This window comes from Microbacterium sp. NPDC076895 (genome assembly GCF_040687115.1).
In the GTDB taxonomy this organism is placed as follows: domain Bacteria; phylum Actinomycetota; class Actinomycetes; order Actinomycetales; family Microbacteriaceae; genus Microbacterium.
Map to the genome: position 1 here is coordinate 93,955 of NZ_JBFBMQ010000009.1, position 24,615 is coordinate 118,569.

The window sequence follows — 24,615 nt, forward strand, 5'->3', positions numbered from 1 at the left end:
TCAGGAGGATGGGCTAGATGCCGCGGCGCTTGCCACGGGAGCGGGCGTGTCGTCGGACCGGGACTCGGTATCGGCTGGCGGGCGCCGGGTCTTGGTGGCACGCTGCCCGCGCGGCACTGCAGCGCGCTGCAGCAGCGCGAGCAGTCCGTCGAGGATCAGCGCGAGGAGGGCAACGAGAATCGATCCGGCAAGAACCTGATCGAACGCCCGCAGCGGAAGGCCCTGGATGATCGGGAATCCCAGACCGCCGAGGTTCACGTAGGCGGCGATCGTGACGGTTGCGACAACCTGCAGCGTTGCGGTGCGAAGGCCCCCGACCAACAGCGGGAGACCCAGCGGAACCTCGACGCGCCACAGGATCTGCCAGCGAGTCATCCCCATGGCGCGTGCCGCGTCGATCGTGGCCCGATCGATCGCCTGGAGGCCGGTATAGGCGCCGGCCAACAGAGACGGGATGGCAAGGAGGACGAACGTGATCAGCGCAGCTTCCGCACGACGCGTCACGCCGATGACCAGGACGAGAAGAATCAGCAGTCCGAACGAGGGGATGGCGCGAGCCGCGCCCGAGACGGCAACAGCGACCTCGCGCCCCTTGCCGGTATGTCCGATCGCCCAGCCGATCGGCACGGCGATGAGAGCCGCGATTCCAACGGCGGCGAAGGTGTACCCGAGCTGCTCCAGCAGCAGCGTCGGAAGGCTGTATCGGCCGGACCATTGTTCTGGCGCGACGATCCAGGCCCAGGCGTCGATGAGAAGATTCACGCGCTCACCTCCGCCGGAACAGCGGATGAGGCTGAGCGGGGCCGCACTCGCGTTCGGCGTGTCCACGGCATCAGCATCCGCCCGATCAGAACCAGCACGAGATCGATCACGAGGGCGAGAACGACGACGGCGACAACCCCCGCGAGGACCTCGGGGATGATGCGCCGCTGGAGGCCATTGGTAAACAGGTATCCCAGATTCGAGACGCCGACGAGAATTCCCACGGGGGCCAGCGCGATGGTGCTGACGGCTGCAACGCGCAGGCCCGCGAGGATGACGGGGCCGGCCAACGGTAGCTCAACGGCGAAGAACCGGCGCGCACCGGAGAAGCCCATGGCAGTGGACGCGCCACGTACCCCCTCGTCAACCGAGTTGAGTCCGTCAACGACCGACCGCACGAGAAGCGCGATCGCGTAGAGGGTCAACGCGAGAATGAGGTTCAGATCGCTGAACGCGACGTAGCCGAAGACCGCGGGAAGCAGAAACAACAGCGCGAGCGAGGGGATGGTGTACATCAATCCCGTAATCGTGACGACGGTGCCACGAAGAAATCGGAACCGCCAGGCGAGAAAGCCCAGCGGAATCGACAGGACGAACCCGAGCAGGATCGCGATCAGACACTGGCGGAGATGTTCCACCGACAGCTGAAGGATCAGATCGAGGTTGTCCAGAACCCAGGTCACGACGGTACGCCTCGCGCGCTCTCATCCGGATCACGGAGCATCCCCTGCGTGCGCCCCTGCCCGTCAATCACAGCCGTACCGGTCGCGGTCTTCTTCAGGTGCAGCGAGCGCTTCCCTTGGTCGGCGCCGATGAACGACGCCACGAACTCGGATGCCGGGTTCTCGAGAATCTCGCTCGGCGTGCCGACCTGGGCGATGTGTGCACCTTTTTCCAGGATGACGACCTGATCCCCCAGCAGAAACGCCTCGTCGATGTCGTGAGTGACGAACACGATGGTCTTGTCGACCTCGTCTTGCAGCCGCAGCAACTCCTGCTGCAGTTCGGCGCGCACGATCGGGTCCACTGCGCCGAAGGGCTCGTCCATCAGGAGAATGTTGGGATCGGCCGCAAGTCCGCGCGCGACCCCCACCCGCTGTTGCTGGCCGCCGGAGAGCTGGCTCGGATATCGCTTGGCGAACGAGCGATCCAGCCCCACCGTGTCCATGAGCTCGAGACCGCGGCTGCGCGCGGCAGAGCGAGACATCCCCTGGAGCACGGGAACCGTCGCGATGTTGTCGATCACGGTGTAGTGCGGCAACAGGCCGGAATTCTGCATGACGTAGCCGATGCTGCGGCGCAGCTTGACCGGGTCCTTGCCAGCGATGTCCTCACCGTCGATCGTGACGACGCCCTGCGACGGCTCCACCATGCGGTTGATCATGCGCAACAGGGTCGTCTTGCCGCATCCGGATGAGCCGACGAAGACCGTCGTCTTGTGCGCGGGGAGGGTCAGACTGAACCCGTCGACAGCGCGAGTTCCGTCGGGGAACTGTTTCGTGACGTCGTCGAAGATGATCACGGCGGCACCGAGTCAGTCGATGACCGACACGTCCTTCCCGAAGGCGACATAGCCCGAGAAGTCGGCCCCGACGCGATCAAACGCGCTCGGGTACGGCGTCGGGTAGGCCCACGCCCCATCGGAGTGCGTGACTCCATCGGCGACGATGTCGTAGTACTGGCACACACCCTTCCACGGGCACGTGTACGGCGTCGGACTCTCGGCCAGCGCGCCGTCGGCGATGCTGCTCGGCGGGAAGTACCAGTTCCCCTCGATCGAGAGGAGATCATCGCGAGACGCCTCTGCAATGACAACGTTGTCGATGACAGCCTTCATGGTTCTCCGTTCGTCGGGGACCGCCGATTCGGCTTCGAATCACGCTACCGGAGGCCTGGGACACTGGGGCGGTTCTGGCCGAAGCGGAAAGCCGGCGGTAATATCCGCGGCGCGCATCAGGGGCGCCAGCGGCTCGGTCAGATCAGACGCGCGCCGGGCACGGGTCCGTGCGCGTGGAGGGCCGTGTACCCGGCGGCGGACAACGTCACCTGGAGTTCTAAGGCCGACTCGAGATCTTCCGCGAGGAATGCGGTGGTCGGTCCCGACCCCGACACGATCCCGGCGAGGGCTCCCGCCCGCTCCCCCAGCTCGAGCACCTCGCCCAGCTCTGGTCGCAGCGACAGCGTCGCCTCCTGCAGGTCGTTGTGCAGGTGAGCCGCGAGTTCCTCAGGGTTACCTGCCCGAAGGGCGTGCAGCACCCCCGTTGCTACCGCCGGGTCTTCGTCATCGTCGCGGCCCCCAGAAATGCGGTCCAGCGGAATCGCGCCCGTCGACGGATGCCCGGCCGACGCGGTCCGCGCCCGAAGCCTGTCGAGTTCGCCATACACCGCGGGGGTGGACAGTCCGCCATCGGCGAGCGCGATGACCCACTCGAAGCGACCGGTCGCGAGCGCGGGACTGAGCCGGTCCCCCCGGCCGAGGCCCACCGCGGTTCCACCCATGAGGGCGAACGGGACGTCGGCACCGAGTCTGGCAGCAAGCCGCTGCAGTTCGCCAGATCCCACGTCGGTGCCCCACAGCGCATCGCAGGCGACCAGTGCCGCAGCAGCATCCGCCGAACCACCACCCATTCCGCCGGCGACGGGGACGTGCTTGTCGATCGTGAGGTGAACGCCGCCGTCGTAGCCGGTGTGTTGCGCGAGGATACGTGCAGCCCGCAGCGCAAGGTTTCGGTCATCGAGTGGGACCCCTGAGACATCCACCGAGCCGGTGACCTCGAGCCGAAAGTCATCCGCCGCTACGGCCCACACCTCCTCGAACAGCGAGACCGCCTGGTATGCCGAAGCGACGGCGTGGTAGCCATCGTCGAGCAGCGGGCCGACCTCGAAGAACACGTTGAGCTTGCCCGGTGCCCTCACCCGGACGACGTCGGAGCGAAGCGGTGCGGTCACGATGCCGCAGAGCCCGCCCAGATGGGACCGGACGGCGACAGGTCAATCCCGTCGGTGAGTGCATCGATCTGCTCGAGCTCCTCGGTGTCGAATGCCGGCCCTGCGAGCGCCGCGAGGTTCTCGTCGAGCTGGGACGGGCGCGACGCTCCGATGAGCGCCGAGGTGACGACCGGGTCCCGCAGCACCCACTGGATTGCCATCTGCGCGAGGCTCTGTCCCCGCTGCCGGGCGATCTCGTTCAAGCTGCCCAGGAGCGAGCTGCCATGCTCTGACACCCGGTCGGCAGGAACCGAGTTGCGGTTTTGCGCGCGATCAGCGGCCGCACCACTGAGGTACTTGTCGGTGAGCAGGCCCTGCGCGAGCGGGGTGAATGCGATAGCCCCCAGACCCTCCTGACGCAGCACGCCGGTCAAACCGTCCTCGACCCAGCGGTTGAGCATCGAATACGACGGCTGGTGGATAACCAGGGGCGTCCCGAGGCTCCGGGCCACGGCCGCGGCGATCGCGGTCTGCTCTGCCGAGTACGACGAGATCCCGACGTAGAGCGCCTTGCCCTGGCGCACGAGGGTGTCAAGAGCTGCGATCGTCTCTTCGACGGGGGTGACCGGATCCATGCGGTGCGAGTAGAAGATGTCGACGTAGTCGAGACCCATGCGAGCCAGCGATTGGTCGGCGCTCGCCAGGATGTACTTGCGCGAGCCATAGTCGCCGTACGGCCCCGGCCACATGTCGTAGCCGGCCTTAGACGAGATGATCAGCTCATCGCGGTAGCGCGCGAAGTCTTCGCGCATCATCCGTCCGAAGTTCGTCTCGGCAGATCCGTAGGGCGGCCCGTAGTTGTTGGCCAGATCGAAGTGCGTGATCCCGGAGTCGAAGGCGTGCCGCAGCAGCGCCCGCTGGTTGTCGAACGGGATGTTGTCACCGAAGTTCCACCACAGTCCGAGCGAGATCGGCGGGAGGTACAGACCCGACGTACCCACCTGCCGGTAGTCGGTGCTGGAGTAGCGGCTCTCGGATGCCGAGTAGGGGCGGTGGATGTCGTTTCGGCTGCGCGAGAATCGCTGCTCTTCGGTCATGCTTCGAGGCTATCGCGCAGCCGTGGGGGTTGCTCTGGCGATGCGCAGGAACTGCTCGGCCGTCAGCTCCTCGCCGCGGGCAGTCGGCGCGATCCCGGCGCGTTCGAGCGCGACGGATGCCTCGAGCGCGCTTCCGCCGAGCACCGCGGCAAGCGCCTGACGGAGCATCTTGCGGCGCTGCTGGAACGCGGCGTCGATGATGCGAAAGGTCAGGATCCGCTCCTCCTCCGAGCCCAACGGTTCGGAGCGTTCGAAACCGACGAGGACGCTATCGACGTTGGGAACGGGCCAGAAGACCTGACGTGACACCGTCCCGGCAAGTCGCCACGCTCCCCACCATGCAGCCTTGACGCTCGGCGCCCCGTACACCTTCGACCCGGGCGGGGCGGCGAGCCGCTCCCCTACCTCGGCCTGAACCATCACGACCCCCCGGGCGATCGACCGGAAGGTCTCGAGGAAGTGCAACAGCACCGGAACCGACACGTTGTAGGGCAGATTGGCCACGAGCACTGCCGGGTCGCCCGGAAGCTCGGTCACCCGCAGGGCATCCTGATCGATGACCCGCAACGCACCCTCGGGAACGCCGTGAGCGGATGCCGTGGCGGGCAGACGCTCGGCGAGGCGGTGATCGATCTCGACGGCGGTGACCTCGGCTCCGGTCTCCAGAATTGCGAGCGTCAAAGAGCCGAGCCCGGGGCCGACCTCGACGACGTGCTCCCCGGCCTGAACGCCGGCAAGGTGCACGATCTTGCGCACAGTGTTGGCGTCGACGACGAAGTTCTGTCCGAGTTTTTTGGTCGGGGTGACGTCGAGATCTGCGGCCAGCGCCCGCACTTCCGCGGCGCCCATGAGGGTGACGGGCATGGGTTCACTGTAGTTCGCCTCACGCGCGGACTTCGCGAATCGGGTAACCGGAATCCGTCACGCGCCGCCGCGGCGGGAGTACGGTGAGTCGCGTGACATCCTCATCTGACGCGCTCCCCACGGGGACGTTCTCCCTCAATAGTCCCTATGGTCGCCGCGCCGTCGGCCTGTCCATCGCCGCTGCTGTCGGTGGATTCCTCTTCGGCTTCGACTCCTCGGTCGTCAACGGTGCTGTCGAGTCGATCCAGAGCGACTTCGCCCTCAACGACTTCGTCACCGGGTTCATCGTCGCCATCGCGCTGCTCGGTTGTGCAGTCGGCGCGCTCATGGCAGGCAACCTCGCCGACCGCTGGGGGCGCCTCCGGGTCATGTTCCTCGGCGCGATCATGTTCTTCGTCAGCGCGATCGGAACCGGTCTCGCCTTCTCGGTCTGGGACCTCGGTTTGTGGCGCGTGGTCGGCGGTATCGGCATCGGTATCGCGTCAGTTGTCGCGCCCGCCTACATCGCTGAAGTCGCGCCCCGGCAGATCCGCGGCTCGCTCGCCTCTTTGCAGCAGCTCGCGATCACGATCGGTATCTTCGCGGCGCTCCTGTCGGATGCCTGGCTCGAGGGCATCGCGGGCGGCGCCGACAACGTGCTGTGGTTGGGCCTGGAAGCGTGGCGCTGGATGTTCCTGGTCGCCGTCGTGCCCGCGGCCGTGTACGGCATCCTCTCGTTCACCGTGCCCGAGTCACCGCGCTACCTGATCAGCAAGGGCCGCACTGACGAGGCGCGGGCGATCTTCGCGCGCCTGGTGCCCGCCGTCGACCTCGACAAGACGATGAACGAGCTGACGCTTGCCATCGAGACCGACAAGAAGAACGCGGGAGTATCGATTCGGGGCAAGGCCCTGGGTCTTCAGCCGATCGTCTGGATCGGCATCATCCTGTCGGTGTTCCAGCAGTTCGTCGGCATCAACGTGATCTTCTACTACTCGACGAGCCTGTGGAACTCGGTCGGCATGACCAACGCTCCCCTGATCAGCGTGATCACGAGCGTGACAAATGTGCTCGTCACGCTGATCGCGATCTTCCTGGTCGACCGGGTCGGCCGAAAGCCGATCCTGCTCACGGGTTCCGTGCTCATGGCCCTGTCGCTCGGCACGATGGCGCTGGCCTTCTCGTTCGCCACCGGTACCGGCAAGGACGTCCACCTCGACGGCGCATGGGGTCCGATCGCGCTGGTCGCGGCGAACCTCTTCGTCATCGGATTCGGCGCCTCGTGGGGCCCGCTCGTGTGGGTGCTCCTCGGCGAGATCTTCCCGAGCCGTATCCGCGGCAAGGCGCTCGGTGTCGCTGCCGGCGCTCAGTGGATCGCGAACTTCCTGATCACCATGACCTTCCCCGTGATGTCGAGCTGGTCACTGCCGCTGACGTACGGCATGTACGCGACGTTCGCGGCACTGTCGTTCTTCTTCGTGCTGTGGCGCATCCCCGAGACCAAGGGCATGGAGCTCGAACAGACCGAGACGCTGTTCACCTTCAGGGAGAGAGCGACACCTTCTTCGTCGGCTGGCTCGGAGCTCGGCCCCGAGACCGCGCCGATCGGCTCGAAGACAAACACCCTCGCGGTTGTCTCTCTGATCTCCTCGATTCTCGGCGTCCTGATCGTCCCGGTGATCGGCCAAATCATCGGAATCATCACAGGACACATCGCGCTTCAAGAGATTAGGCGAACTCGAGAACCCGGCCACGGGCTTGCGCTTGCTGGCGTCGTCATCGGTTGGGTCTCGATCGCGCTTGCTGCGATCGGAATCGTTATCCTCGTAGCTTGGTGGTCGAGTCTCGCCGGGGCCTTAGGCTAGCCCGTCGCGCCAGCCTGATTGGGCCGCATCAGCGGAAGGCGCGGGCTGCAGCGGCAGCTCGCGCCGCGGTGGGCAGAGCAGCGATGATGCGCTCGAGCGCCCCGTCGTCGTGCGAGGCAGTGAGGAACCACGCCTCGAACGCAGACGGCGGGAGCGAGACACCGGCATCGAGCATCGCGTGGAAGAACGCGCGATACCGGAACGCCTCCTGCCGGACGGCGCTCTCGTAGTCGGACACGCCGGCCGCGACATCCTCGCCCCAGAACACGCTGAAAAGGTTCCCCGCCCGCTGGATGCCGTGAGCGACGCCCTCGCGTGCCAGAGCGTCCCCCACCGCGGCCGAAAGCTCGTCGGCAGCACTGTCGAGCCGCGCATAGACGGCGGCATCCGCGAGTCGGAGCGTCGTGAGCCCCGCCGCCACAGCGACCGGATTCCCCGAGAGCGTGCCGGCTTGGTACACCGGGCCGAGGGGGGCGAGGAGCTCCATGACCTCGGCGCGCCCGGCGACCGCTGCGACGGGGAGGCCGCCGCCGACCACCTTGCCGAACGTGAACAAGTCGGGAGTGTAGGTCTCGCCCGCGGCATCCTGCAGCCCCCAGAAACCCGCGGGGCCGACACGGAAGCCCGTGAGCACCTCGTCGAGAATGAGCAGCGCTCCGTTGTCGTGGCAGGCCCGCGCGAGCAGGGCGTTAAAGCCCGGATGCGGAGAAACGACACCCATGTTGGCGGCTGCGGCTTCGGTGATCACGGCAGCGATACGCCCCGGATGCTGCGCAAATACCGCAGCGAGCGCATCCGGGTCGTTGTACGGAACGACGATCGTGTGGGCGGCAATCGCCTCGGGAACGCCGGCCGAGCCCGGCAGCGCAAGAGTGGCAAGGCCGGAGCCTGCCTGGGCGAGAAGCCCGTCGGAGTGCCCGTGGTAGTGACCCGAGAACTTCACCACGAGTTCGCGGCCGGTGAAGCCGCGCGCCAGTCGCACTGCCGTCATGGTCGCCTCGGTGCCGGTCGACACGAGGCGGACACGCTCGACCGCACCCACCCGGGCGGCGATCTGTTCGGCGAGTTCGGTCTCAGCCGGTGTGCTCGCACCGAATGAGAGGCCGCGGGCAGCGGCATCCTGAACGGCCGCAACGACCTCCGGATGCGCGTGACCGAGGATCGCCGGCCCCCAGCTGGCGACGAGGTCCACGTACTCGCGGCCGTCGGCATCCGTCACGTACGGCCCGCGGGCGGACACGAAGAACCGGGGTGTGCCGCCGACCGAGCCGAAGGCGCGCACCGGCGAATTGACGCCCCCGGGCATCGCTATCTGAGCCCGGGCGAAGAGTTCGTCGTTGTGGGTCATCGCGCACCTCCAGCGCCGTGCCCGTCGCGCAGCAGTTGCCCGACCTCCAGCGCCCAGTAGGTCAGGATCGCGTCGGCTCCTGCTCGACGGATGCCGATCAGGGACTCGATGATCGCGCGATCGCGGTCGATCGCCCCGGCTGCCGCGGCGAGCTCGACCATCGCGTACTCCCCCGACACCTGATAGGCCCACACCGGGATCGACGAGCGCTCCGCAACCGCTGCGAGGACGTCGAGGTAGGGCCCTGCGGGCTTCACCATGACGATGTCGGCGCCCTCATCGATGTCGCGGGATGCCTCCAGCAGCCCCTCGCGACCGTTTGCCGGGTCGAGCTGGTAGGTCTTTCGGTCGCCGACGAGAGTGGATTCGACGGCGTCCCGGAACGGCCCGTAGAACGCCGACGCATACTTGGCCGAGTAGGCCAGGAGCACGACATCCGATCGCCCCGCCGCGTCGAGGGCTTCGCGAACCGCGGCGACCTGGCCGTCCATCATTCCCGACAGGCCCAGGATCTCGGCTCCAGCGTCTGCCTGCGCGAGCGCCATCGCCGTGTAGCGCTCGAGCGTCGCATCGTTGTCGACCCGTCCGTGCGCATCGAGCACCCCGCAGTGCCCGTGGTCGGTGAATTCGTCCAGGCACAGGTCGGCCTGCACGGTGAGCCGGCCCGCAGCTGCCGTGCGGGCGACGCGGATGGCCCGGTTGAGGATGCCGTCGGGGTCGGTGGACCCGGATCCGACGGCATCCCGGGCGAGGGGCACGCCGAACAGCATGATGCCGCCGAGGCCCGCGTCGGCTGCGGCATCCACGACCTGCGGCAGCGTCTCGAGGGTCTCTTGCCGAACGCCCGGCATCGTTGCGATCGGTTGCGGTTCTTCTCGCTCGGTCACGAACACGGGGAGCACGAGGGCGGATGCCGACAGCGCGTTTTCGGTGACCAGGCGCCGCATCGCGGAGCTTTGGCGCAACCGACGCGGGCGGTGGGCAGGAAGGGTCGTCATGCGCGGGTCTCCAAAGATGTGTGGGGAAGGGCAGCGATGAGCGCCTCGATGCTCTGTTCGGGCGAGGTCAGCGACACGATGAGCCCGCGACGCTCGGCGTCCCGGGTCGTGCCAGGGCCGAGCGAGGCGAGGAGAGTGTGCTCGGGGAGCGCGCCGACCTGATGGCTGAGCTCTCGAACGACACTTGTCGAGGTCAGAAGAACGGTGTCGATCCGCCCCGATCGAAGATCATCGACGATCGCCTCAGCGAGGTCGACACCGACGGTGCGGTAGGCGATGCAGACGTCTACCGCGTAGCCGCGAATCTCCAGTTCGTCGCTGACCACCGCCATGGCGAGGTCAGAGCGCAAGACAAGGCACCGCCCGACGCCCGCAGGATCATGGGCCGAGCACCACTGCTGGGTGAGACTGAGCGCCGAGGAACGTCCGGCGGGAATGAAGTCGACGTCGAACCCGGCATCCACGACGGCGCGGGCCGTCGCACGCCCGACCGCTGCGACTTTCGTTGCAGCAGGAATCTCGACACCCGCCGCCCGCAGGTGTTCGAGCGCGGCGGCGCTGGTGATGAACACCCAGTCGTACTCGCCCGCGGCAAGCGCTGCGAAGGAGCGGTCGCGGGCCTCCACGTCACGCGGTGGTGTGGTCTCGATCAGCGGCGCAATCACAGCCACCGCGCCGCGGTCCGTGAGCAGGCGCGCGACGCGCTCCCCCCATGCTCCGCCGCGCGGCACAAGCACGGTGCGTCCATCGAATGGTTCAGTCATCGAGCTCATCGACCCCGCGGTCTCGGAGCGTCCGCACGACCCGTTCAGCAAGCGCCGCCCGGCCCGCCGGCTCGGCAACGACGGCGACCGGCGCGGCATCCTCGACACGGATGCTGCGCGACCCATCACTCCGGTAGACCGTCGCGGCGACCTCGACGCTCTCGCCGCTCTGGACCGCGGAGATACCGACCGGGGCAGCGCACCCGGCTTCGAGCTCGGCGAGCACGGCACGCTCCACGAGCGCGGGGATCGCGGCGGCGGGATCGTTCAGTCCCCGGAGCGCACGCCCCAGCTCGGTCGTCGTGTCGGCGGTGCGGATCTCGACAGCCAGCGCCCCTTGTCCGGCCGAGGTCGGCCAGGACTGCAGGTCGAACAGCTCCGCGATCTCGGCGTCCCGGCCGATCCGGCGAAGGCCGGCTTCGGCGAGGACGACCGCGTCGTACTCGCCGTCCGCGACCTTGCGCAGGCGCGTGTCCACGTTGCCGCGAATGTCGGCGACCTCGAGATCGGGGCGGCGCTGCAGAACCTGTGCAGCCCGGCGTGGGGATCCGGTTCCCACGCGCGCACCGGTGGGGAGCTCGGCGAGGGTCACGCCGCCGCGCGAGCACAGCGCGTCGCGCTGACCCTCGCGCTCAGGAATTGCGATCAGCGTCAGGCCCGGGTAAGCGGCGTTCGGCAGGTCCTTGAGGGAGTGAACGATCAGGTCGCACTCCCCCGCGAGCAGCGCTTCGCGCAGGGCCGTCGCGAACACACCCGTGCCGCCCAGCGACGCGAGAGAACCGGTGGCGACATCGCCGTGGGTGGTCAGCGGCACGAGGTCGACCTCGAGGCCCGAGGATGCTGTCAGCATCCGTGCCACCGTCCCAGACTGCGTCATCGCCAGCGTGCTGGCCCGGGTACCCAAGCGCACGGTCATGGCGTCAACCCCGCGAGTGCCGGGCGGAAGCCCAGCCTGGCGTTCTCGCAGCATCCGGGCCGGCACACGTCGAACCACGGACCGAGGGAGGTCACCCGCGGGCGCTGCGATGCCGGGGTCCCGTTCAGCCGCTCCTCGATGAGGTCAACGAGGCCCGCGACGTAGGTGGGCGATGTTCCCGGGGTCGCGGTGCGTACGGCGACAAGACCGAGCTCGGTGGCGGTCTCGATGGCTTCGGTGTCGAGGTCCCACATGACTTCCATGTGGTCGCTGACGAACCCGAGAGGAACAATGATGACGCCGCGCCGCCCCTGGTCAGGCAGCTGCGCAATCGCATCGTTGACGTCGGGCTCAAGCCACGGCACCGACGGCGGGCCAGAGCGGCTCTGGTAGACGAGCTGCCAGGGGCTCGTGGATCCGAGCTCACGCATGATCTGCGTAGCGACGGCGGCGTGCTGCGCGGCATAGGCACCACCCGGCCCGAAGTCCCGGTCGCGGGGCCCGGAGCGCTCGGCATCGGCGACGGGAATCGAGTGGGTGGAGAAGAGCACCTCGATCTCGTTCGGATTCTCGATGCCCCGCTCCCGCAGCTCTGCGAACCCTGCGCGGATGCCGGCGACGAAGGGTGCCACAAAGCCGGGGTGATCGAAGAACTGCGCGATCTTGTCGATCTCGAGCTGCGCGCCGAGACCCGTAGCCTCGAGCGCGTCGGCGAGGTCCTCACGGTACTGCCGGCATGACGAATAGGAGCTGTAGGCGCTCGTTGCCAGCGCCAGGACGCGGCGGTGTCCGTCGGCGTGCAGCTGCCGCACGGCGTCGGCGACATACGGCATCCAGTTGCGGTTGCCCCAGTAGACCGGCAGATCGATGCCGCGTGCGCGAAGCTCGGCATCCAGGGCAGCGACCAGATCGCGGTTCTGCTGGTTGATCGGCGAGACGCCGCCGAAGTGGCGGTAATGGTGCGCGACCTCTTCGAGACGTTCGTCGGGGATGCCGCGACCGGCGGTGACGTTGCGCAGGAACGGGATGACGTCATCCTGCCCCTCGGGTCCACCGAACCCGAGCAGCAGCAGCGCGTCGTACGCGACGGGTTCTTCCACGTGTGCCGGGCCGGATGCCGCCGCGGGCGTCGCACCGCACACCGCAGCCCCCGGCGCGCAGTAGGCACCGGTCGCGTGCGGGGGCTTGGGTCGGAAGTTCTCGGCGGTCACGACAGGACGTCCTCGAGCTCGCCGACCTCGACGCGTCTCCCGGTGAAGAACGGGACTTCCTCACGGACATGACGGCGGGCATCCGTCGCGCGAAGATCGCGCATCATGTCGACAAGGCTCAGCAGGTTGTCGCTTTCCAGCGGCAGCAGCCACTCGTAGTCGCTGAGCGCGAAAGTCGAGACCGTGTTGGCCACGACATCACGGAAAGCGCTGCCCTTGCGGCCGTGCTCGGCGAGCATCGCTGAGCGCTCCTGCTCGGGCAGCAGGTACCACTCGTAGCTGCGCACGAACGGGTAGAGGCAGAGCCATTCGCGGGGCGTTTCCCCGCGCAGGTACCCGGGAACGTGACGCTTGTTGAATTCGGCCTCGCGGTGAACGCCCATGGCACTCCACGTGATGCTCGACGCGTGCAGCGCCGCGGTGCGACGAAGCCGGCGAAGCGCTGCCTGCAAAGCCGCGGGGTCCTCACCGTGCAGCCACACCATGAGGTCGGCATCCGCGCGCATGCCGGTGACGTCGTAGAGACCGCGCAAGGTCACACCGGCGCCGGGGAGCTCTGCGATCTCGGCCTCGAGGTCACCGAACTTCGGTGCCGCTACGCGCGGGACGGCGAGCACGGTGAACAGGGTGTAGCCCGCGGGCGTCGACTCGGGCTCGGGGCCCGAGGCGGCGGGGGTTACGGGATCGGTCACGATTCCTCCAGTCAGAAGCGGCGGTGCGGGTCAAGAAGCGGCGGATGCGAGCGGGGGTGCCGCGAGCGCGTGGATCAGGGTTGCGGCGACCTCGCGCGCATGCGGCACCACCGAGGCAAGCCCGGTGCCTGCCACCGCGGCGCCGGCGAGGTGCAGGCGGGGGTCAGCGGCGACAAGGGGCATCGAGGACGACGACGAGGAAGCATCCCAGTGGCGCACGTGCAGCTCGCGCACGTCCTGCGGCGCAACCGACACTCCCGTAACGATGCTGATCGCCGTGGCGACGGATGCCTCATCGAACGTTCCCGTGACACCATCGCGCGCCGAGAGCCGGATGACGTGGTGGTGAGGCTCGAGCTGCTGATCGAGCCATCCCCACTTCGCGTTAGCGTGCGTGAGCGCCTTTGCGTCGATGGGTGCAGCGTCGGCGATCAGCGCTCCCGTGCCCACCGGGTGAGCATCAAGACCCGGGGAGCGCACGAGCGCGATCGCCAGTTCGACGGGCGTTCCGTCACCGTCGCCGTGTTCCCCGAGCAGCCGCAGCGCCTGGTCGCGCCCGGTGGCGATGACAACGGTTCGGGCGCGGATCGCGACGCTCCCTGCATCCACGCTCAGCACCTCGCCGCGTGCCCCGTCGCCCATGCTCTCGAACGCGCTTTCGGCACCATGGATGCGACGAACCGGGGTGTGGAGCAGGATGGTCGCCCCGGCGGCGCGGGAGCGGGCTGCCAGCTCGACGGGTAGCCGCCACATGCCGCCGACGATCCCCGCGACAGCGCTGCCGGGGCGAGGCCCCGCGGCAAGCTCGGCGACGGCGTCCGTCAGCGCGCCGGTCTGCACGAACCGCTGCCACAGCTGCGGGTGCACCACCGAGAGCTTCAGGTCGCCGGCAGAGCGCGAGTAGACGCCGCGGCACACGGTGTCGACCACCGCGCTTGCCAGGTCATCACCGAGTCGTGAGGCCACAAGGTCGTAGAGCGAAGGCTCCTCGGCGGGCACGGGCAGCACCTGCTCGGCGCGGGGCGGAACGAGCGCCAGGATGTCGGCAGCGCTGGGATCGGCGGGGATCCCCAGGACGCTCTGCCGCGGAAGCGGAGCGCGACGGATGCCGGACTCACCCCCGGCGACCAGCCACGCCCCGGCGGGGTTCGGGGCCGTGACAGCGACGGGAAGCTGCCATCGGTCGATGAGATCTGTCACGCCAGCCGTTCGGGTTGCGAACGACTCGGCACCGGCATCCACAGCGACCTGCCCCGCACCGTCGATGATGACCGGCGCGAGCATGCCGCCCACACGGTCCGAGGCGTCCACGACGACGGTCCGGAGCCCCGCGGCGGCGGTCTCAGCGGCAACGACCAGGCCCGCCATCCCCGCGCCGACGATGCAGACATCGACGATCTCGTCCGTCTCAGCGGGCATCGTGCACCATCGCGACAAGATCCGTCAGCACGTCAGGATCGGTCTCGGGCGGAACCCCATGCCCGAGGTTGAAGACGTGAGCGGGCGCAGCCGCGCCCGCGGCGATGATCCGAGAGACCTCTGCGGCGCGGACCTCGACAGGGGCAAACAGCATCGCGGGATCCAGGTTCCCCTGCACGGTGACCTCTCTCCCGATCCGCTTGACTGCCTCGTCGAGATCGATCCGGTGGTCGATGCCCACGACGTCGAGATCCAGGCTCGCGAGGTCGGCGAGAAGGTCGGAGGTGCCGACGCCGAAGTGCGAGAGCGGAATGCGCGGCATCCCCGAGCCCGCAGGCGGTTCGATCCGCCGGGCGTGAGCGAGGGCCTTTTCGGATGCCGGGAGTGCTGCCTGCCGGTACAGGCGCGGCGAGAGGGATCCGGCCCAGGAGTCGAACAACTGCGCGGCGCTGGCGCCGGCCTCGATCTGGAGGGCGAGGAACCGCCCGCTGATCTCCGCGAGCCACTGCGTGAGCGCAGCCCATCCTGCCGGGTCCTCGTGGATCAGGCGGCGCGCGGCGAGGTGGTCCTTGGAGGGCCCGCCCTCCACGAGGTAGGCCGCGAGCGTGAACGGGGCCCCCGCGAAACCGATGAGCGGGAGGGGCGTGTCGCGGGCTGCAGACTCGTCCCCCAGCATCTCGGTCGTGCGGCGCACGGCGTCGATGATCGGCGCGCCCCGCTCGGTGACGGTCTTCGGGTCGATCGCGGTGACCCGCGCGATATCGGCGGCCGTGCGGACGGGCTCGGTGAAGACGGGGCCACGGCCGGCTACGATGCGAACATCGACCCCGGCCAGCACCAGCGGCACAACGATGTCGCTGAAGAAGATGGCGGCGTCCACGCCGTGACGGCGCACCGGCTGCAGCGTGATTTCGCTGGCAAGAGCGGGGTTCAAGCAGGCGTCGAGCATCGAGCCGGTCTCACGCAGCGCGCGGTATTCGGGAAGGGAACGGCCGGCCTGCCGCATGAACCACACGGGGGTGGTGGCGGGTCGGTGTCCGAGGAAGGCGCGGATGAGGTGCGAGTCCTTCGTCGCGTGCGCAACGAGCGGATGCTGATCGGAGAGCTGCATAGTTAATCGATATACTAACCAGTCGACGCGAGGAGGAAGCGATGCTGGTCTGCCTATCGGCCAACCACCGGGCTACCCCGTTCGCCTCCCTCGAGCGCCTCGCGGCGGTGGGCGACCACGTCCGCCGCGACATCCCCCTGGCCCACGAGTCGATCGGCGGCGCCGTGGTGCTCGCAACCTGCAATCGGTTCGAGGCCTACCTCGATATCGACCCCGACGAGGGCCACTCGGCCGAATCCGCCGTCACTGCCGCGCTCGGCGAACTGGCCGACGCCTCGGGAATCGCCTACCGAGAGCTGCGCGAGACACTCGATGTCACTGTCGGAAATCGCGTCGCTCATCATCTGTTCGCCGTCGCGTCGGGCCTGGATTCGGTCGTCGTCGGCGAAGACGAGATTGCAGGTCAGGTCACCCGCGCCTACGAAGACGCCCGCGGCGAAGGGATGACGACCCGCGCCCTCGAGCATCTCTTCGAGCGCGCGAAAGAAACGTCACGGACGGTCAAGAACTCGGCGCGGGTGGGCGAATCCGGGCGTTCCCTGGTTCGCCTGGCCCTCGAACTCGCCTCCTCGCGGATCACCGACTGGTCGAGCGCCCGTGTGCTCCTCATCGGCACCGGTCGGTATGCCGCGGCGGCGTTGGCGGCGCTGCGCGTGCGCGGTGCGCGCGGCATCCGTGTTCATTCGGCATCCGGTCGTAGTCCGGAGTTCGCCCAGCGACACGGCCTGATCCCGGTCGACCCTGATTCGTATCACGCCGAGATCGCGTCAGCTGATGTCATCGTGACCTGCACGACCCGGGTCGTGCTCGGCGGCGACGAACTGGATGCGGGTCGCGCCGCGGTGACGGCCGCAGCGGAGCGGCTCCTGGTGATCGACCTCGGCATGCCCCGGAACGTCTCGGCCGACGTGCAGTCACGTCACGGCGTCGAGGTACTCGACCTCGAGACGATTCGCCTACACGCACCGCTCGACGAGTTCGCCTCGCTCGCCGACGCGAAGGCGATCGTCGCCGATGCAGCACTACGCCACGCAGGAGCGGGGAGGGTCCACGATGTCGCGCCCGCTGTTCGGGCCGCGCGGGCGTGGGTACAGACGCTCTTGGATGCCGAGATCTCCCGCCTCCCCGAGAACTCGTCCGAGAGTTCCCTGAAGACCGAACGGGCGCTCCGGCATTTTGCCGGCGTGATCATGCATCACGTCGTTGCGCGCGGCCATACACTGGCCTCCTCCGGGGAGGGCGAACGCTGGTCAGCGGCGGTCGAAGCAGTTTTCTCGGAGGCGCCGAATCCCGGCACGTGAGTGAGCATGACCCAGCATCCCGACCAGACACCGATCCCGTTGCCGCGCGCGCGGGTCACGGTGAAGGATGTCGCGGCCAAAGCCGGCGTATCCACGGCGGCGGTCAGTCAGGCACTCAACGGCCGGGGTGCGCTCAGCGCCGACACGAGGAAGCGGATCGTCGATGCCGCGTCCGACCTCGGGTACTCCCCCGACCGGTACGCAGCGGCGCTCCGGCGCGGGCGAACGCTTTCGATCGGGTACGTCGCGTCGCCGCCGCTTGACCCGGTGCGCGAGGCGGCTCAGGCGCAGTACGCCATGCGGCAGCTCAGCGCTCTCGTCGACGCTGCGGCCGCGCACCAGTTCACGGTCACCGTCATCCCCTCAGCACGCCCGGAGCTGCTGCGCAGCGCCCGGGTCGACGCCGTGTACGCACCCGATGCTCGCGAGAGTGATCCGCTTCTCGCGATCGCGGCAGCGCAGAGCATCCCGGTCATCACCAACGACCTGCCCCTTCCGCCGGATGCGGGGATGTGGATCCGCACCGGATACGAGGATGCCGCGACCGCAGCCCTGGACCTCCTCGCTGCCAGTGGCGCGACGAACATCGGGCTTCTCACCGGTGAACCAGGGCTCCCCCGCCTGGAGATCGGCGAGACCGTCTACGCGCAATGGTGTGCCGACCGCGGTCAGGCGCCGATCGTCGCACGGGTGGATGCCTCGAGCCTGGAGCTTGCCGGGAGCATCCGTGAACTCCTGCTGGAGGGTGTCGACGGCCTCTTCTCCTTCGCTCCGGAAGGGCCGCGGCTCTTTCTCGACCTGACGGCGCTCGATGTCGTGCTGCCGCGCGATCTTCAGCTCGTCGCGCTGTGCCTGCATGACTGCGCTCTGAACCGCCGACTGAGCGTCACCCACGTATGCGTGCACCCCGAGCAGGCGCCGGAGCTCCTCTTTCCCGAGTTGGTCGCAGCGCTGGAATCCGCAACTACCCCGATGTCACCGGTGGTTTTGCCGTGGGAACTCGTGGGCGGGTCGACAACCCGGTCGGCGCCGACATCGGTTCGTCGCGGCACCATCTCCGAGGGCTTTGCCGCTCAGGCGAACGTGCCGTAGACCTCGATCGTGTTCGCGGCAACCTGAGCGGCAAGCTCATCGACCGGCAGGCCCAGTTCCGCGGCCATGAACCGCAGCGTGATGGGCACAAGATAGGGCGCATTCGGACGCCCCCGGTGAGGTACCGGCGTGAGGAAAGGCGCGTCGGTTTCGACCAGGATGCGCTCTCGCGGCGTCACGGCGAGCGCGTCACGCAGGTTCTGCGCGTTCTTGAACGTGATGTTGCCGGCGAAAGACAGGTAATAGCCACGGTGGGCGGCAACGCGCGCCATCTCGGCATCCCCCGAGAAGCAGTGGAACACGGTCTTCTCGGGAGCACCGACGCTCTCGAGCACGCGCAGAACCTCGTCGTGCGCATCCCGGTCGTGGATCTGCATGGCGATCCCGTGCTTCTTGGCAAGCGCGATGTGGGCTTCGAACGACCGGTACTGGGCCGGCTGACCCTCGGCATCCGTGCGGAAGAAGTCGAGCCCCGTCTCGCCAATTGCGCGCACCCGCGGGTGGGCGGCAAGCTCGTCCATGACTGCGATCGCGGCATCGAGTTCCCCCGCCGCTTCGTACGTCGGCGCCTCGTTCGGGTGGATCGCGACCGCCGCGAGAACCTGCGGATGCTGCTCGGCAGCCCACACCGCCCACCGCGAAGACTCCACGTCGCCGGATGCCTGCACCACGCCCGCAATCCCCGTCGAGGCTGCCCGGGCGAGTTGCTCGTCCAGGCTCAGCGGGTCGTCCCCGTCCATGATCTCGAGATGACAGTGATTGTCGTACACGGGCACCACGAGCGGCTCGGGCAGCTCAGGATAGGTGAGGTCGCGCCGGCCCGACGCCGACCTCTCCCGCACGTAGGCGCTCGGGTCGCTCACGCCGGCTGCTCGACCCGGGGGAACAGCGGCGCCAAGCCATTGACCGAGGTGCCCGGCTTCAGCTGTCCCCAGGCCCCAGCCTCGCGAAGCGGCTGGTCCTGCAGGCGGCCGATGGTCTCGGCGGCCCCCAGAGCAATCCAGAGCTTCTCGGTCGCGATCGGCATCACCGGCGAGAGCAGCTGTGCGAGCGCGCGCAACCCCTCGGCCGCGGTGTAGAGAACCGTCTCCAGGCGCGGTCGAAGCGCGTCATCCTTTGCGAGCGCCCACGGCTCGTTCTCGGTGATGTACCCGTTGAGCTCGTCGACGATCGTCCAGATCGCCCCGATCGCCTCGTCGATGCGGAACCGCTCGATCGCAGCATCCGCGTTCGAGGCAGCCTCCGCGACAACCCGCTGGATGGCGAGGTCGGCATCCGTGTACTGCGCGGGCGGCGGCACGATGCCCTCGAAATACCGCTCGATCATCGCCACCGTGCGCGAGGCGAGGTTCCCGAATCCGTTCGCGAGCTCTGCCTGATAGCGCGCCGACAGGTCCTCCCACGAGAACGAGCCGTCCTGACCGAACGCGATAGCCGAGAGGAAGTAGAAGCGGTACGCGTCGGAGCCGAAGACATCGGTGATCTCGGTCGGCGCGATACCGGTGAGCTTGGATTTCGACATCTTCTCGCCGCCCACGAGCAGCCACCCGTGCGCGAAGACGCCGCGGGGCACCTCGACGCCGGCGGCCATGAGCATCGCCGGCCAGATGACGGCGTGGAAGCGCAGGATGTCCTTGCCGACGACGTGATAGGCGGGCCACCGGCGTGCGAACTGCTCGGGGTCGGATCCGTAGCCGACAGCCGTGGCATAGTTCAGCAGTGCGTCGACCCACACGTAGATGACGTGTGACGGATCCCACGGGACCTTGATTCCCCAGTCGAATGTCGAGCGAGAGATCGAGAGATCCTTCAGACCGCTGCGGACAAAGGATGCCACCTCGTTGCGGGCAGACTCGGGCCTGACGAAATCGGGAACAGTCTTATAGAGGTCGAGCAAGCGGTCCTGGAACTCGCTGAGCTTGAAGAAGTAGTTCTTCTCCTGCAGCAGCTCCAGCGGCTTGGAGTGGATCGCACAGACCTTGAGGCCTTCGAACGCCCCCGTGCCGTCCATGATCTCGGCCTCGGTCTTGAACTCCTCGCAGCCCACGCAGTACAGCGCCTCGAACTCGCCCGCGTAGATGTAGCCGTTGTCATAGATCGCCTGGACGAACTGCGTCACGCGCTCTTCGTGGCGAGCCTGCGTCGTGCGGATGAAATCGTCGTTGGCGACATCCAGGGTCTTCAGCAGCGGGAACCACGACTCGCCGACGAGCCGATCGACCCACTCCTGCGGGGTCGCACCGTTGGCGGCGGCAGCCCGCAGCATCTTCTGCCCGTGCTCGTCGGTTCCGGTCAGCATCCAGGTGTCGTCGCCTGACTGTCGGTGCCAACGCGCGAGGGTATCCACGGCGACCGTCGTGTACCCGTGCCCGATGTGCGGGACATCGCTCGGGTAGTAGATCGGCGTCGTGATGTAGAAGGAACTGCCGGAACTCACCCGAGAAGTCTAGTTCGGGCCGATGCCGCCCCGCGGGTCTATGACAGCGACGCGTTGTAGAGCTCACGCGACGAGTGCCCGGATGCCGCGGCGACCTCCGCGCAGGCATCCTTCAGGCGCTTTCCCTGCGCGAGGAGATCTGAAACGTAGGCCACCGCGTCGTCGAACGACATCGCGGGACCGGCGGCGCCACCGACGACGATGACAATCTCTCCCCTGATTCCCTCGGCTGCCCAGGCGGCCAGATCCTCAAGCGGTCCGCGGCGTACCTCCTCGTGAAGCTTGGTGAGCTCACGGCACACGACAGCGGGACGGTCGACGCCGAAGATGCCAGCCATGTCAGAAAGGGTCTGCGCGCAGCGCGCGGGCGACTCGAAGAAGACCATTGTGCGCGGCTCAGCGCGCAGCGCCGACAACGCGCTGCGCCGCTCCCCCGACTTACGCGGCACAAACCCCTCGAACGTGAATCGATCCGTCGGAAGGCCCGAGACTGCTAGGGCCGCGAGGACCGCGCTCGGCCCCGGCAGCACACTCACCGCGACCCCGGCTGCGCCCGCCGTGGCAACGACCCCGAATCCCGGGTCGCTGATGGTCGGCATCCCGGCATCCGACAGCAGCAGCACGTCGGTGTCTCGTGCGATCTCGACGAGCTCAGCCGCGCGCGCCTTCTCGTTATGGTCGTGCAAGGCAATCAGCCGGGGCCGGTTCTGGATGCCGAGAGCTGCAAGCAGCCGCTGTGTCGTGCGGGTGTCTTCGGAGGCGACCACCTGCGCCGCTTCCAGCGCTTCGACAAGGCGCCGAGACGCGTCGCCGAGATTACCGATGGGCGTGGCGGCGAGGATGATCACGGCCCCAGCCTAGGGCTGACGCCTCAGGCTGGGGCCGCGCCCACTCGACTGACTCAGCTGTTGCCCGAGCGCCGCTTGTTGTAGACGTCGAAGGCGACAGCGAGCAGCAGCACGAGCCCCTTGACCGCCTGCTGCCATTCGATGCCGATACCCATGATCGACATACCGTTGTTGAGCACACCGATGATGAGACCACCGATGATCGCGCCGCCGATGGTGCCGACACCACCCTGGACTGCCGCACCACCGATGAAGGCTGCCGAGATCGCTTCGAGCTCGAATCCGTCACCGGCCTTGGGTCCTGCGAGGTTCAGACGCGCGGTGAAGATGAGTCCCGCGAGCGCTGCGAGGAAGCCCATGTTGACGAACAGCAGGAAGTCGACGCGACGGGTCTTGATGCCCGACAGCTCCGCGGCGTGACGGTTGCCACCGATCGCGTAGATGTGGCGGCCGAAGACCGACCGGTTCATGATCGTGCCGTAGAAGAGGACGAGCACCGCCAGGATGATCAGGGTCACCGGGATGCCCTTGTACATCGCGAGCGAGAACATGAAGAACACGATCGCGGCCGACACCAGCAGCAGCTTGATGATGAACCAGACGATCGGGTCGACCTCCTGGCCGTACTTGACCCGGGCAGCCCGCGAGCGCACCTGGTTCAGCACGAGCAGCACGATCGCGGCGGCGCCGACCAGCAGCGTGAAGATGTCGGGCGTGCCCTCGCCGAACACACCGGTGAGGAATCCGTTGCCGAGCGCGCGGTACTCCTCGGGGAACGATCCGATGTTCGCGTTGCCGAGGACCACGAGCGCGAGCCCGCGGAAGATGAGCATTCCCGCGAGGGTCACGATGAAGGCCGGGATGCCGACGAACGCCACCCAGAATCCCTGCCAGGCTCCCACGACGGCACCGATCAGCAGCGACAGCACGATCGCAAGCCACCACGGGAGCCCCCACTGCACGGCGAAGACGCCCGAAAGTGCACCGATGAAGGCTGCTACCGACCCGACCGACAGGTCGATGTGACCCGCGATGATGACCATCACCATGCCGATCGCGAGAACCAGGATGTAGCCGTTCTGGACGATCAGGTTCGAGATGTTCTGCGGGCGCAGCAGGATGCCGTCGGTCGTGATCGTGAAGAACACCACGACCGCGATGAGGGCGATGAAGATGCCGTTCTTGCCGAGGTCGCCGAGGATGTTGCTGAACCACCGGGTGAACTTATTGTCGGGCGGGTTGACGAGCGCTCCGGCTGCCGTGGATTCCGTGTTCGGGATGTCGTTGGACATGGTGTCTGTTCTCCTGCGCGGCCCGTCAGCGGGCCTTTTCCATGGTCATGAGCTTGAGGACCGATTCGGGTGTCGCTTCCTCGACGGGCAGTTCGCCGGTGATGCGGCCCTCCGAGATCGCGTACACGCGGTCGGAGATGCCGAGGAGTTCCGGCAGTTCGGACGAGATGACGATGATGCCTTTACCGGCGGCGGCGAGCTTGTTGATGATCGTGTAGATCTCGTACTTCGCTCCGACGTCGATGCCTCGGGTGGGCTCATCGAGGATCAGCACGTCAGGGTCGGAGTAGATCCACTTCGACAGCACGACCTTCTGCTGATTGCCGCCCGAGAGTTTGCCGGTCTTGACGAGGACGTTGGGCGCCTTGATGTTGAGGTCTCGGCGGTACTCATTGGCCACCGCGTATTCCTGGTTGTCGTTGACCAGACCCAGACGCTCGAGCTTGCTCAGCGACGCCATCGAGATATTGCGCTTGATGTCCTCGATGAGGTTGAGTCCGTAGGTCTTGCGATCTTCGGTGGCGTACGCCAGTCCGTTCTCGATCGCTTCAGCAACGGTGCGGGTCTTGATCTCGCGCCCGCGCATGTACACCTTGCCCGAGATCTTGCTGCCGTAGCTGTGTCCGAACAAGCTCATGGCGAACTCGGTGCGCCCGGCTCCCATGAGTCCCGCGATCCCGACGATCTCGCCGGCGCGGACGTTCAGGGACACGTTGTCCACGACGACACGCGACGGGTCTTGCGGGTGGTAGGCGGTCCAGTCTTCGACGCGCAGTAGTTCCTCGCCGATCTGCGGGTCGTGGTCGGGATACCGATGCTCGAGGTCGCGGCCGACCATGTCCTTGATGATGCGGTCTTCGGTGACATCGTCTCGGGCGATCGTCTCGATCGTCTTTCCATCGCGGATGACAGTCACGGTGTCGGAGATCTTCTTGATCTCGTTGAGCTTGTGGCTGATGATGATCGACGTGATCCCCTGCTCTTTGAGCTGGAGGATCAGGCCGAGCAGGTGATCGGAGTCCTCATCGTTGAGAGCCGCTGTCGGCTCATCGAGGATGAGAAGCTTCACCTCCTTCGAGAGCGCCTTGGCGATCTCGACGAGCTGCTGTTTTCCGACGCCGATCTGCTTGATGGGAGTCGTCGGGTTGTCCCGCAGACCCACCCGAGCAAGTAGCTCCGCGGCTTGGAAGTTCGTGCGGTTCCAGTCGATCAGACCGAGGGCACCGCGCTGCTCATTGTTGAGAAAGATGTTCTCGGCGATCGAGAGGTGCGGGCTCAGCGCCAGTTCCTGATGGATGATGACGATTCCCTTGGCCTCGCTGTCGCTGAGGCTCCGGAAAGCTACCTCCTCACCCTCGAAGACGATGGTGCCGTCGTACGAGCCGTGCGGATAGACACCGGAGAGCACCTTCATGAGCGTCGACTTGCCAGCGCCGTTCTCACCACAGATCGCGTGGATCTCACCACGCTCCACCTCGAGGGTGACGCCCGAAAGCGCCTTGACCCCGGGGAAGGTCTTGGTGATGCTGCGCATCTCGAGGATGTTGTCCGCCATCATGACTCTTTGTCAGCATTCGGCCTCGTGTCGGGGGGGGGGGGGGCCCCCCCCCCCCCAAAAAAATAAATTATAAAACGTTTAAAACTAGAAGTTGGAAAAAAACCCGTTCAACCAAAAAAACAAGATTTTTATA

At 67.2% G+C, this 24,615-nt stretch carries 23 protein-coding genes and 1 pseudogene; 4 read left to right on the forward strand and 20 right to left on the reverse strand.

Annotated elements, in window-relative coordinates; translation table 11 throughout:
* From AB0O89_RS09725 to rsmA, 7 genes are all read right to left on the reverse strand, one after another.
* Positions 1 to 762, reverse strand: coding sequence for an ABC transporter permease subunit (locus AB0O89_RS09725; RefSeq protein WP_363496832.1), 762 nt, complete (start codon positions 760 to 762; stop codon positions 1 to 3).
* Positions 759 to 1,445, reverse strand: coding sequence for an ABC transporter permease (locus tag AB0O89_RS09730; protein ID WP_363496835.1), 687 nt, complete (start codon positions 1,443 to 1,445; stop codon positions 759 to 761). Before AB0O89_RS09730 ends, AB0O89_RS09725 begins: the two co-directional genes overlap by 4 nt.
* Positions 1,442 to 2,284, reverse strand: a complete 843-nt coding sequence (locus AB0O89_RS09735) for an ATP-binding cassette domain-containing protein (RefSeq protein WP_363496838.1) — start codon at positions 2,282 to 2,284, stop codon at positions 1,442 to 1,444. The genes AB0O89_RS09730 and AB0O89_RS09735 overlap by 4 nt, the downstream gene beginning before the upstream one ends.
* Before the next feature lie 12 nt (positions 2,285 to 2,296).
* Positions 2,297 to 2,599: a DUF427 domain-containing protein gene (locus tag AB0O89_RS09740; RefSeq protein WP_300594675.1), complete on the reverse strand. Its 303-nt coding sequence runs from the start codon at positions 2,597 to 2,599 to the stop codon at positions 2,297 to 2,299.
* Between the two features lie 137 nt (positions 2,600 to 2,736).
* Positions 2,737 to 3,711 carry a 4-(cytidine 5'-diphospho)-2-C-methyl-D-erythritol kinase gene (locus AB0O89_RS09745; RefSeq protein WP_363496842.1) on the reverse strand — a complete coding sequence of 325 codons (975 nt, stop codon included), beginning with the start codon at positions 3,709 to 3,711 and terminating at the stop codon, positions 2,737 to 2,739.
* A complete protein-coding gene (locus AB0O89_RS09750; protein ID WP_363496845.1) occupies positions 3,708 to 4,787 on the reverse strand; it encodes an aldo/keto reductase in 1,080 nt (359 codons plus the stop codon). The genes AB0O89_RS09745 and AB0O89_RS09750 overlap by 4 nt, the downstream gene beginning before the upstream one ends.
* 9 nt (positions 4,788 to 4,796) lie before the next feature.
* Positions 4,797 to 5,651 (reverse strand): 16S rRNA (adenine(1518)-N(6)/adenine(1519)-N(6))-dimethyltransferase RsmA, encoded by an 855-nt coding sequence (gene rsmA, locus AB0O89_RS09755; RefSeq protein ID WP_363496848.1) that lies wholly within the window; start codon positions 5,649 to 5,651, stop codon positions 4,797 to 4,799.
* A 92-nt stretch (positions 5,652 to 5,743) separates the two neighbouring features.
* On the opposite strand from rsmA, the pseudogene AB0O89_RS09760 reads away from it, so the two are divergent.
* Both AB0O89_RS09760 and AB0O89_RS09765 read left to right on the forward strand, forming a co-directional pair.
* A pseudogene (locus AB0O89_RS09760) lies at positions 5,744 to 7,168 on the forward strand (sugar porter family MFS transporter); the annotation flags it as partial.
* 66 nt (positions 7,169 to 7,234) lie between these two features.
* Positions 7,235 to 7,495 carry a DUF4190 domain-containing protein gene (locus AB0O89_RS09765; RefSeq protein ID WP_363496910.1) on the forward strand — a complete coding sequence of 87 codons (261 nt, stop codon included), beginning with the start codon at positions 7,235 to 7,237 and terminating at the stop codon, positions 7,493 to 7,495.
* A 28-nt stretch (positions 7,496 to 7,523) separates the two neighbouring features.
* Here AB0O89_RS09765 and hemL read toward each other — a convergent pair whose 3' ends face one another.
* From hemL to hemE, 8 genes are read right to left on the reverse strand one after another with little or no spacing between them, the layout of a single operon-like run.
* Positions 7,524 to 8,843 carry a glutamate-1-semialdehyde 2,1-aminomutase gene (gene hemL / locus AB0O89_RS09770; protein ID WP_363496851.1) on the reverse strand — a complete coding sequence of 440 codons (1,320 nt, stop codon included), beginning with the start codon at positions 8,841 to 8,843 and terminating at the stop codon, positions 7,524 to 7,526.
* The gene (gene hemB / locus AB0O89_RS09775; RefSeq protein ID WP_363496854.1) at positions 8,840 to 9,841 is read right to left on the reverse strand and encodes a porphobilinogen synthase; all 1,002 of its coding nucleotides are present in this window, start codon (positions 9,839 to 9,841) and stop codon (positions 8,840 to 8,842) included. The genes hemL and hemB overlap by 4 nt, the downstream gene beginning before the upstream one ends.
* Positions 9,838 to 10,605, reverse strand: coding sequence for a uroporphyrinogen-III synthase (locus AB0O89_RS09780; protein ID WP_363496857.1), 768 nt, complete (start codon positions 10,603 to 10,605; stop codon positions 9,838 to 9,840). Before AB0O89_RS09780 ends, hemB begins: the two co-directional genes overlap by 4 nt.
* The gene (hemC, locus tag AB0O89_RS09785) at positions 10,598 to 11,521 is read right to left on the reverse strand and encodes a hydroxymethylbilane synthase (RefSeq protein WP_363496860.1); all 924 of its coding nucleotides are present in this window, start codon (positions 11,519 to 11,521) and stop codon (positions 10,598 to 10,600) included. Before hemC ends, AB0O89_RS09780 begins: the two co-directional genes overlap by 8 nt.
* Positions 11,518 to 12,732 (reverse strand): ferrochelatase, encoded by a 1,215-nt coding sequence (locus AB0O89_RS09790; RefSeq protein WP_363496863.1) that lies wholly within the window; start codon positions 12,730 to 12,732, stop codon positions 11,518 to 11,520. The genes hemC and AB0O89_RS09790 overlap by 4 nt, the downstream gene beginning before the upstream one ends.
* Entirely contained in the window at positions 12,729 to 13,424 is a 696-nt protein-coding gene (hemQ, locus tag AB0O89_RS09795) for a hydrogen peroxide-dependent heme synthase (RefSeq protein WP_363496866.1), read from the reverse strand. The genes AB0O89_RS09790 and hemQ overlap by 4 nt, the downstream gene beginning before the upstream one ends.
* A gap of 30 nt (positions 13,425 to 13,454) precedes the next feature.
* Entirely contained in the window at positions 13,455 to 14,843 is a 1,389-nt protein-coding gene (locus tag AB0O89_RS09800; protein WP_363496869.1) for an FAD-dependent oxidoreductase, read from the reverse strand.
* On the reverse strand, positions 14,833 to 15,954 hold the full coding sequence (gene hemE, locus AB0O89_RS09805) for a uroporphyrinogen decarboxylase (protein WP_363496872.1): 1,122 nt from the start codon (positions 15,952 to 15,954) through the stop codon (positions 14,833 to 14,835). The genes AB0O89_RS09800 and hemE overlap by 11 nt, the downstream gene beginning before the upstream one ends.
* 41 nt (positions 15,955 to 15,995) lie before the next feature.
* On the opposite strand from hemE, the gene AB0O89_RS09810 reads away from it, so the two are divergent.
* Positions 15,996 to 17,255, forward strand: a complete 1,260-nt coding sequence (locus AB0O89_RS09810; protein ID WP_363496875.1) for a glutamyl-tRNA reductase — start codon at positions 15,996 to 15,998, stop codon at positions 17,253 to 17,255.
* A 6-nt stretch (positions 17,256 to 17,261) separates the two neighbouring features.
* A complete protein-coding gene (locus AB0O89_RS09815; protein WP_363496878.1) occupies positions 17,262 to 18,347 on the forward strand; it encodes a LacI family DNA-binding transcriptional regulator in 1,086 nt (361 codons plus the stop codon).
* Here AB0O89_RS09815 and AB0O89_RS09820 read toward each other — a convergent pair.
* From AB0O89_RS09820 to mmsA, 5 genes are read right to left on the reverse strand one after another with little or no spacing between them, the layout of a single operon-like run.
* Entirely contained in the window at positions 18,329 to 19,210 is an 882-nt protein-coding gene (locus tag AB0O89_RS09820; protein ID WP_363496881.1) for a TatD family hydrolase, read from the reverse strand. The two genes, AB0O89_RS09815 and AB0O89_RS09820, sit on opposite strands and share 19 nt — an antisense overlap.
* Positions 19,207 to 20,784: a methionine--tRNA ligase gene (gene metG, locus AB0O89_RS09825; RefSeq protein WP_363496884.1), complete on the reverse strand. Its 1,578-nt coding sequence runs from the start codon at positions 20,782 to 20,784 to the stop codon at positions 19,207 to 19,209. Before metG ends, AB0O89_RS09820 begins: the two co-directional genes overlap by 4 nt.
* 38 nt (positions 20,785 to 20,822) lie before the next feature.
* On the reverse strand, positions 20,823 to 21,632 hold the full coding sequence (gene rsmI, locus AB0O89_RS09830) for a 16S rRNA (cytidine(1402)-2'-O)-methyltransferase (RefSeq protein ID WP_363496887.1): 810 nt from the start codon (positions 21,630 to 21,632) through the stop codon (positions 20,823 to 20,825).
* A gap of 53 nt (positions 21,633 to 21,685) precedes the next feature.
* Entirely contained in the window at positions 21,686 to 22,924 is a 1,239-nt protein-coding gene (mmsB, locus tag AB0O89_RS09835) for a multiple monosaccharide ABC transporter permease (RefSeq protein ID WP_363496890.1), read from the reverse strand.
* A gap of 25 nt (positions 22,925 to 22,949) precedes the next feature.
* Positions 22,950 to 24,479, reverse strand: a complete 1,530-nt coding sequence (mmsA, locus tag AB0O89_RS09840) for a multiple monosaccharide ABC transporter ATP-binding protein (RefSeq protein ID WP_363496893.1) — start codon at positions 24,477 to 24,479, stop codon at positions 22,950 to 22,952.
* Between the last annotated feature and the right edge of the window lie 136 nt (positions 24,480 to 24,615).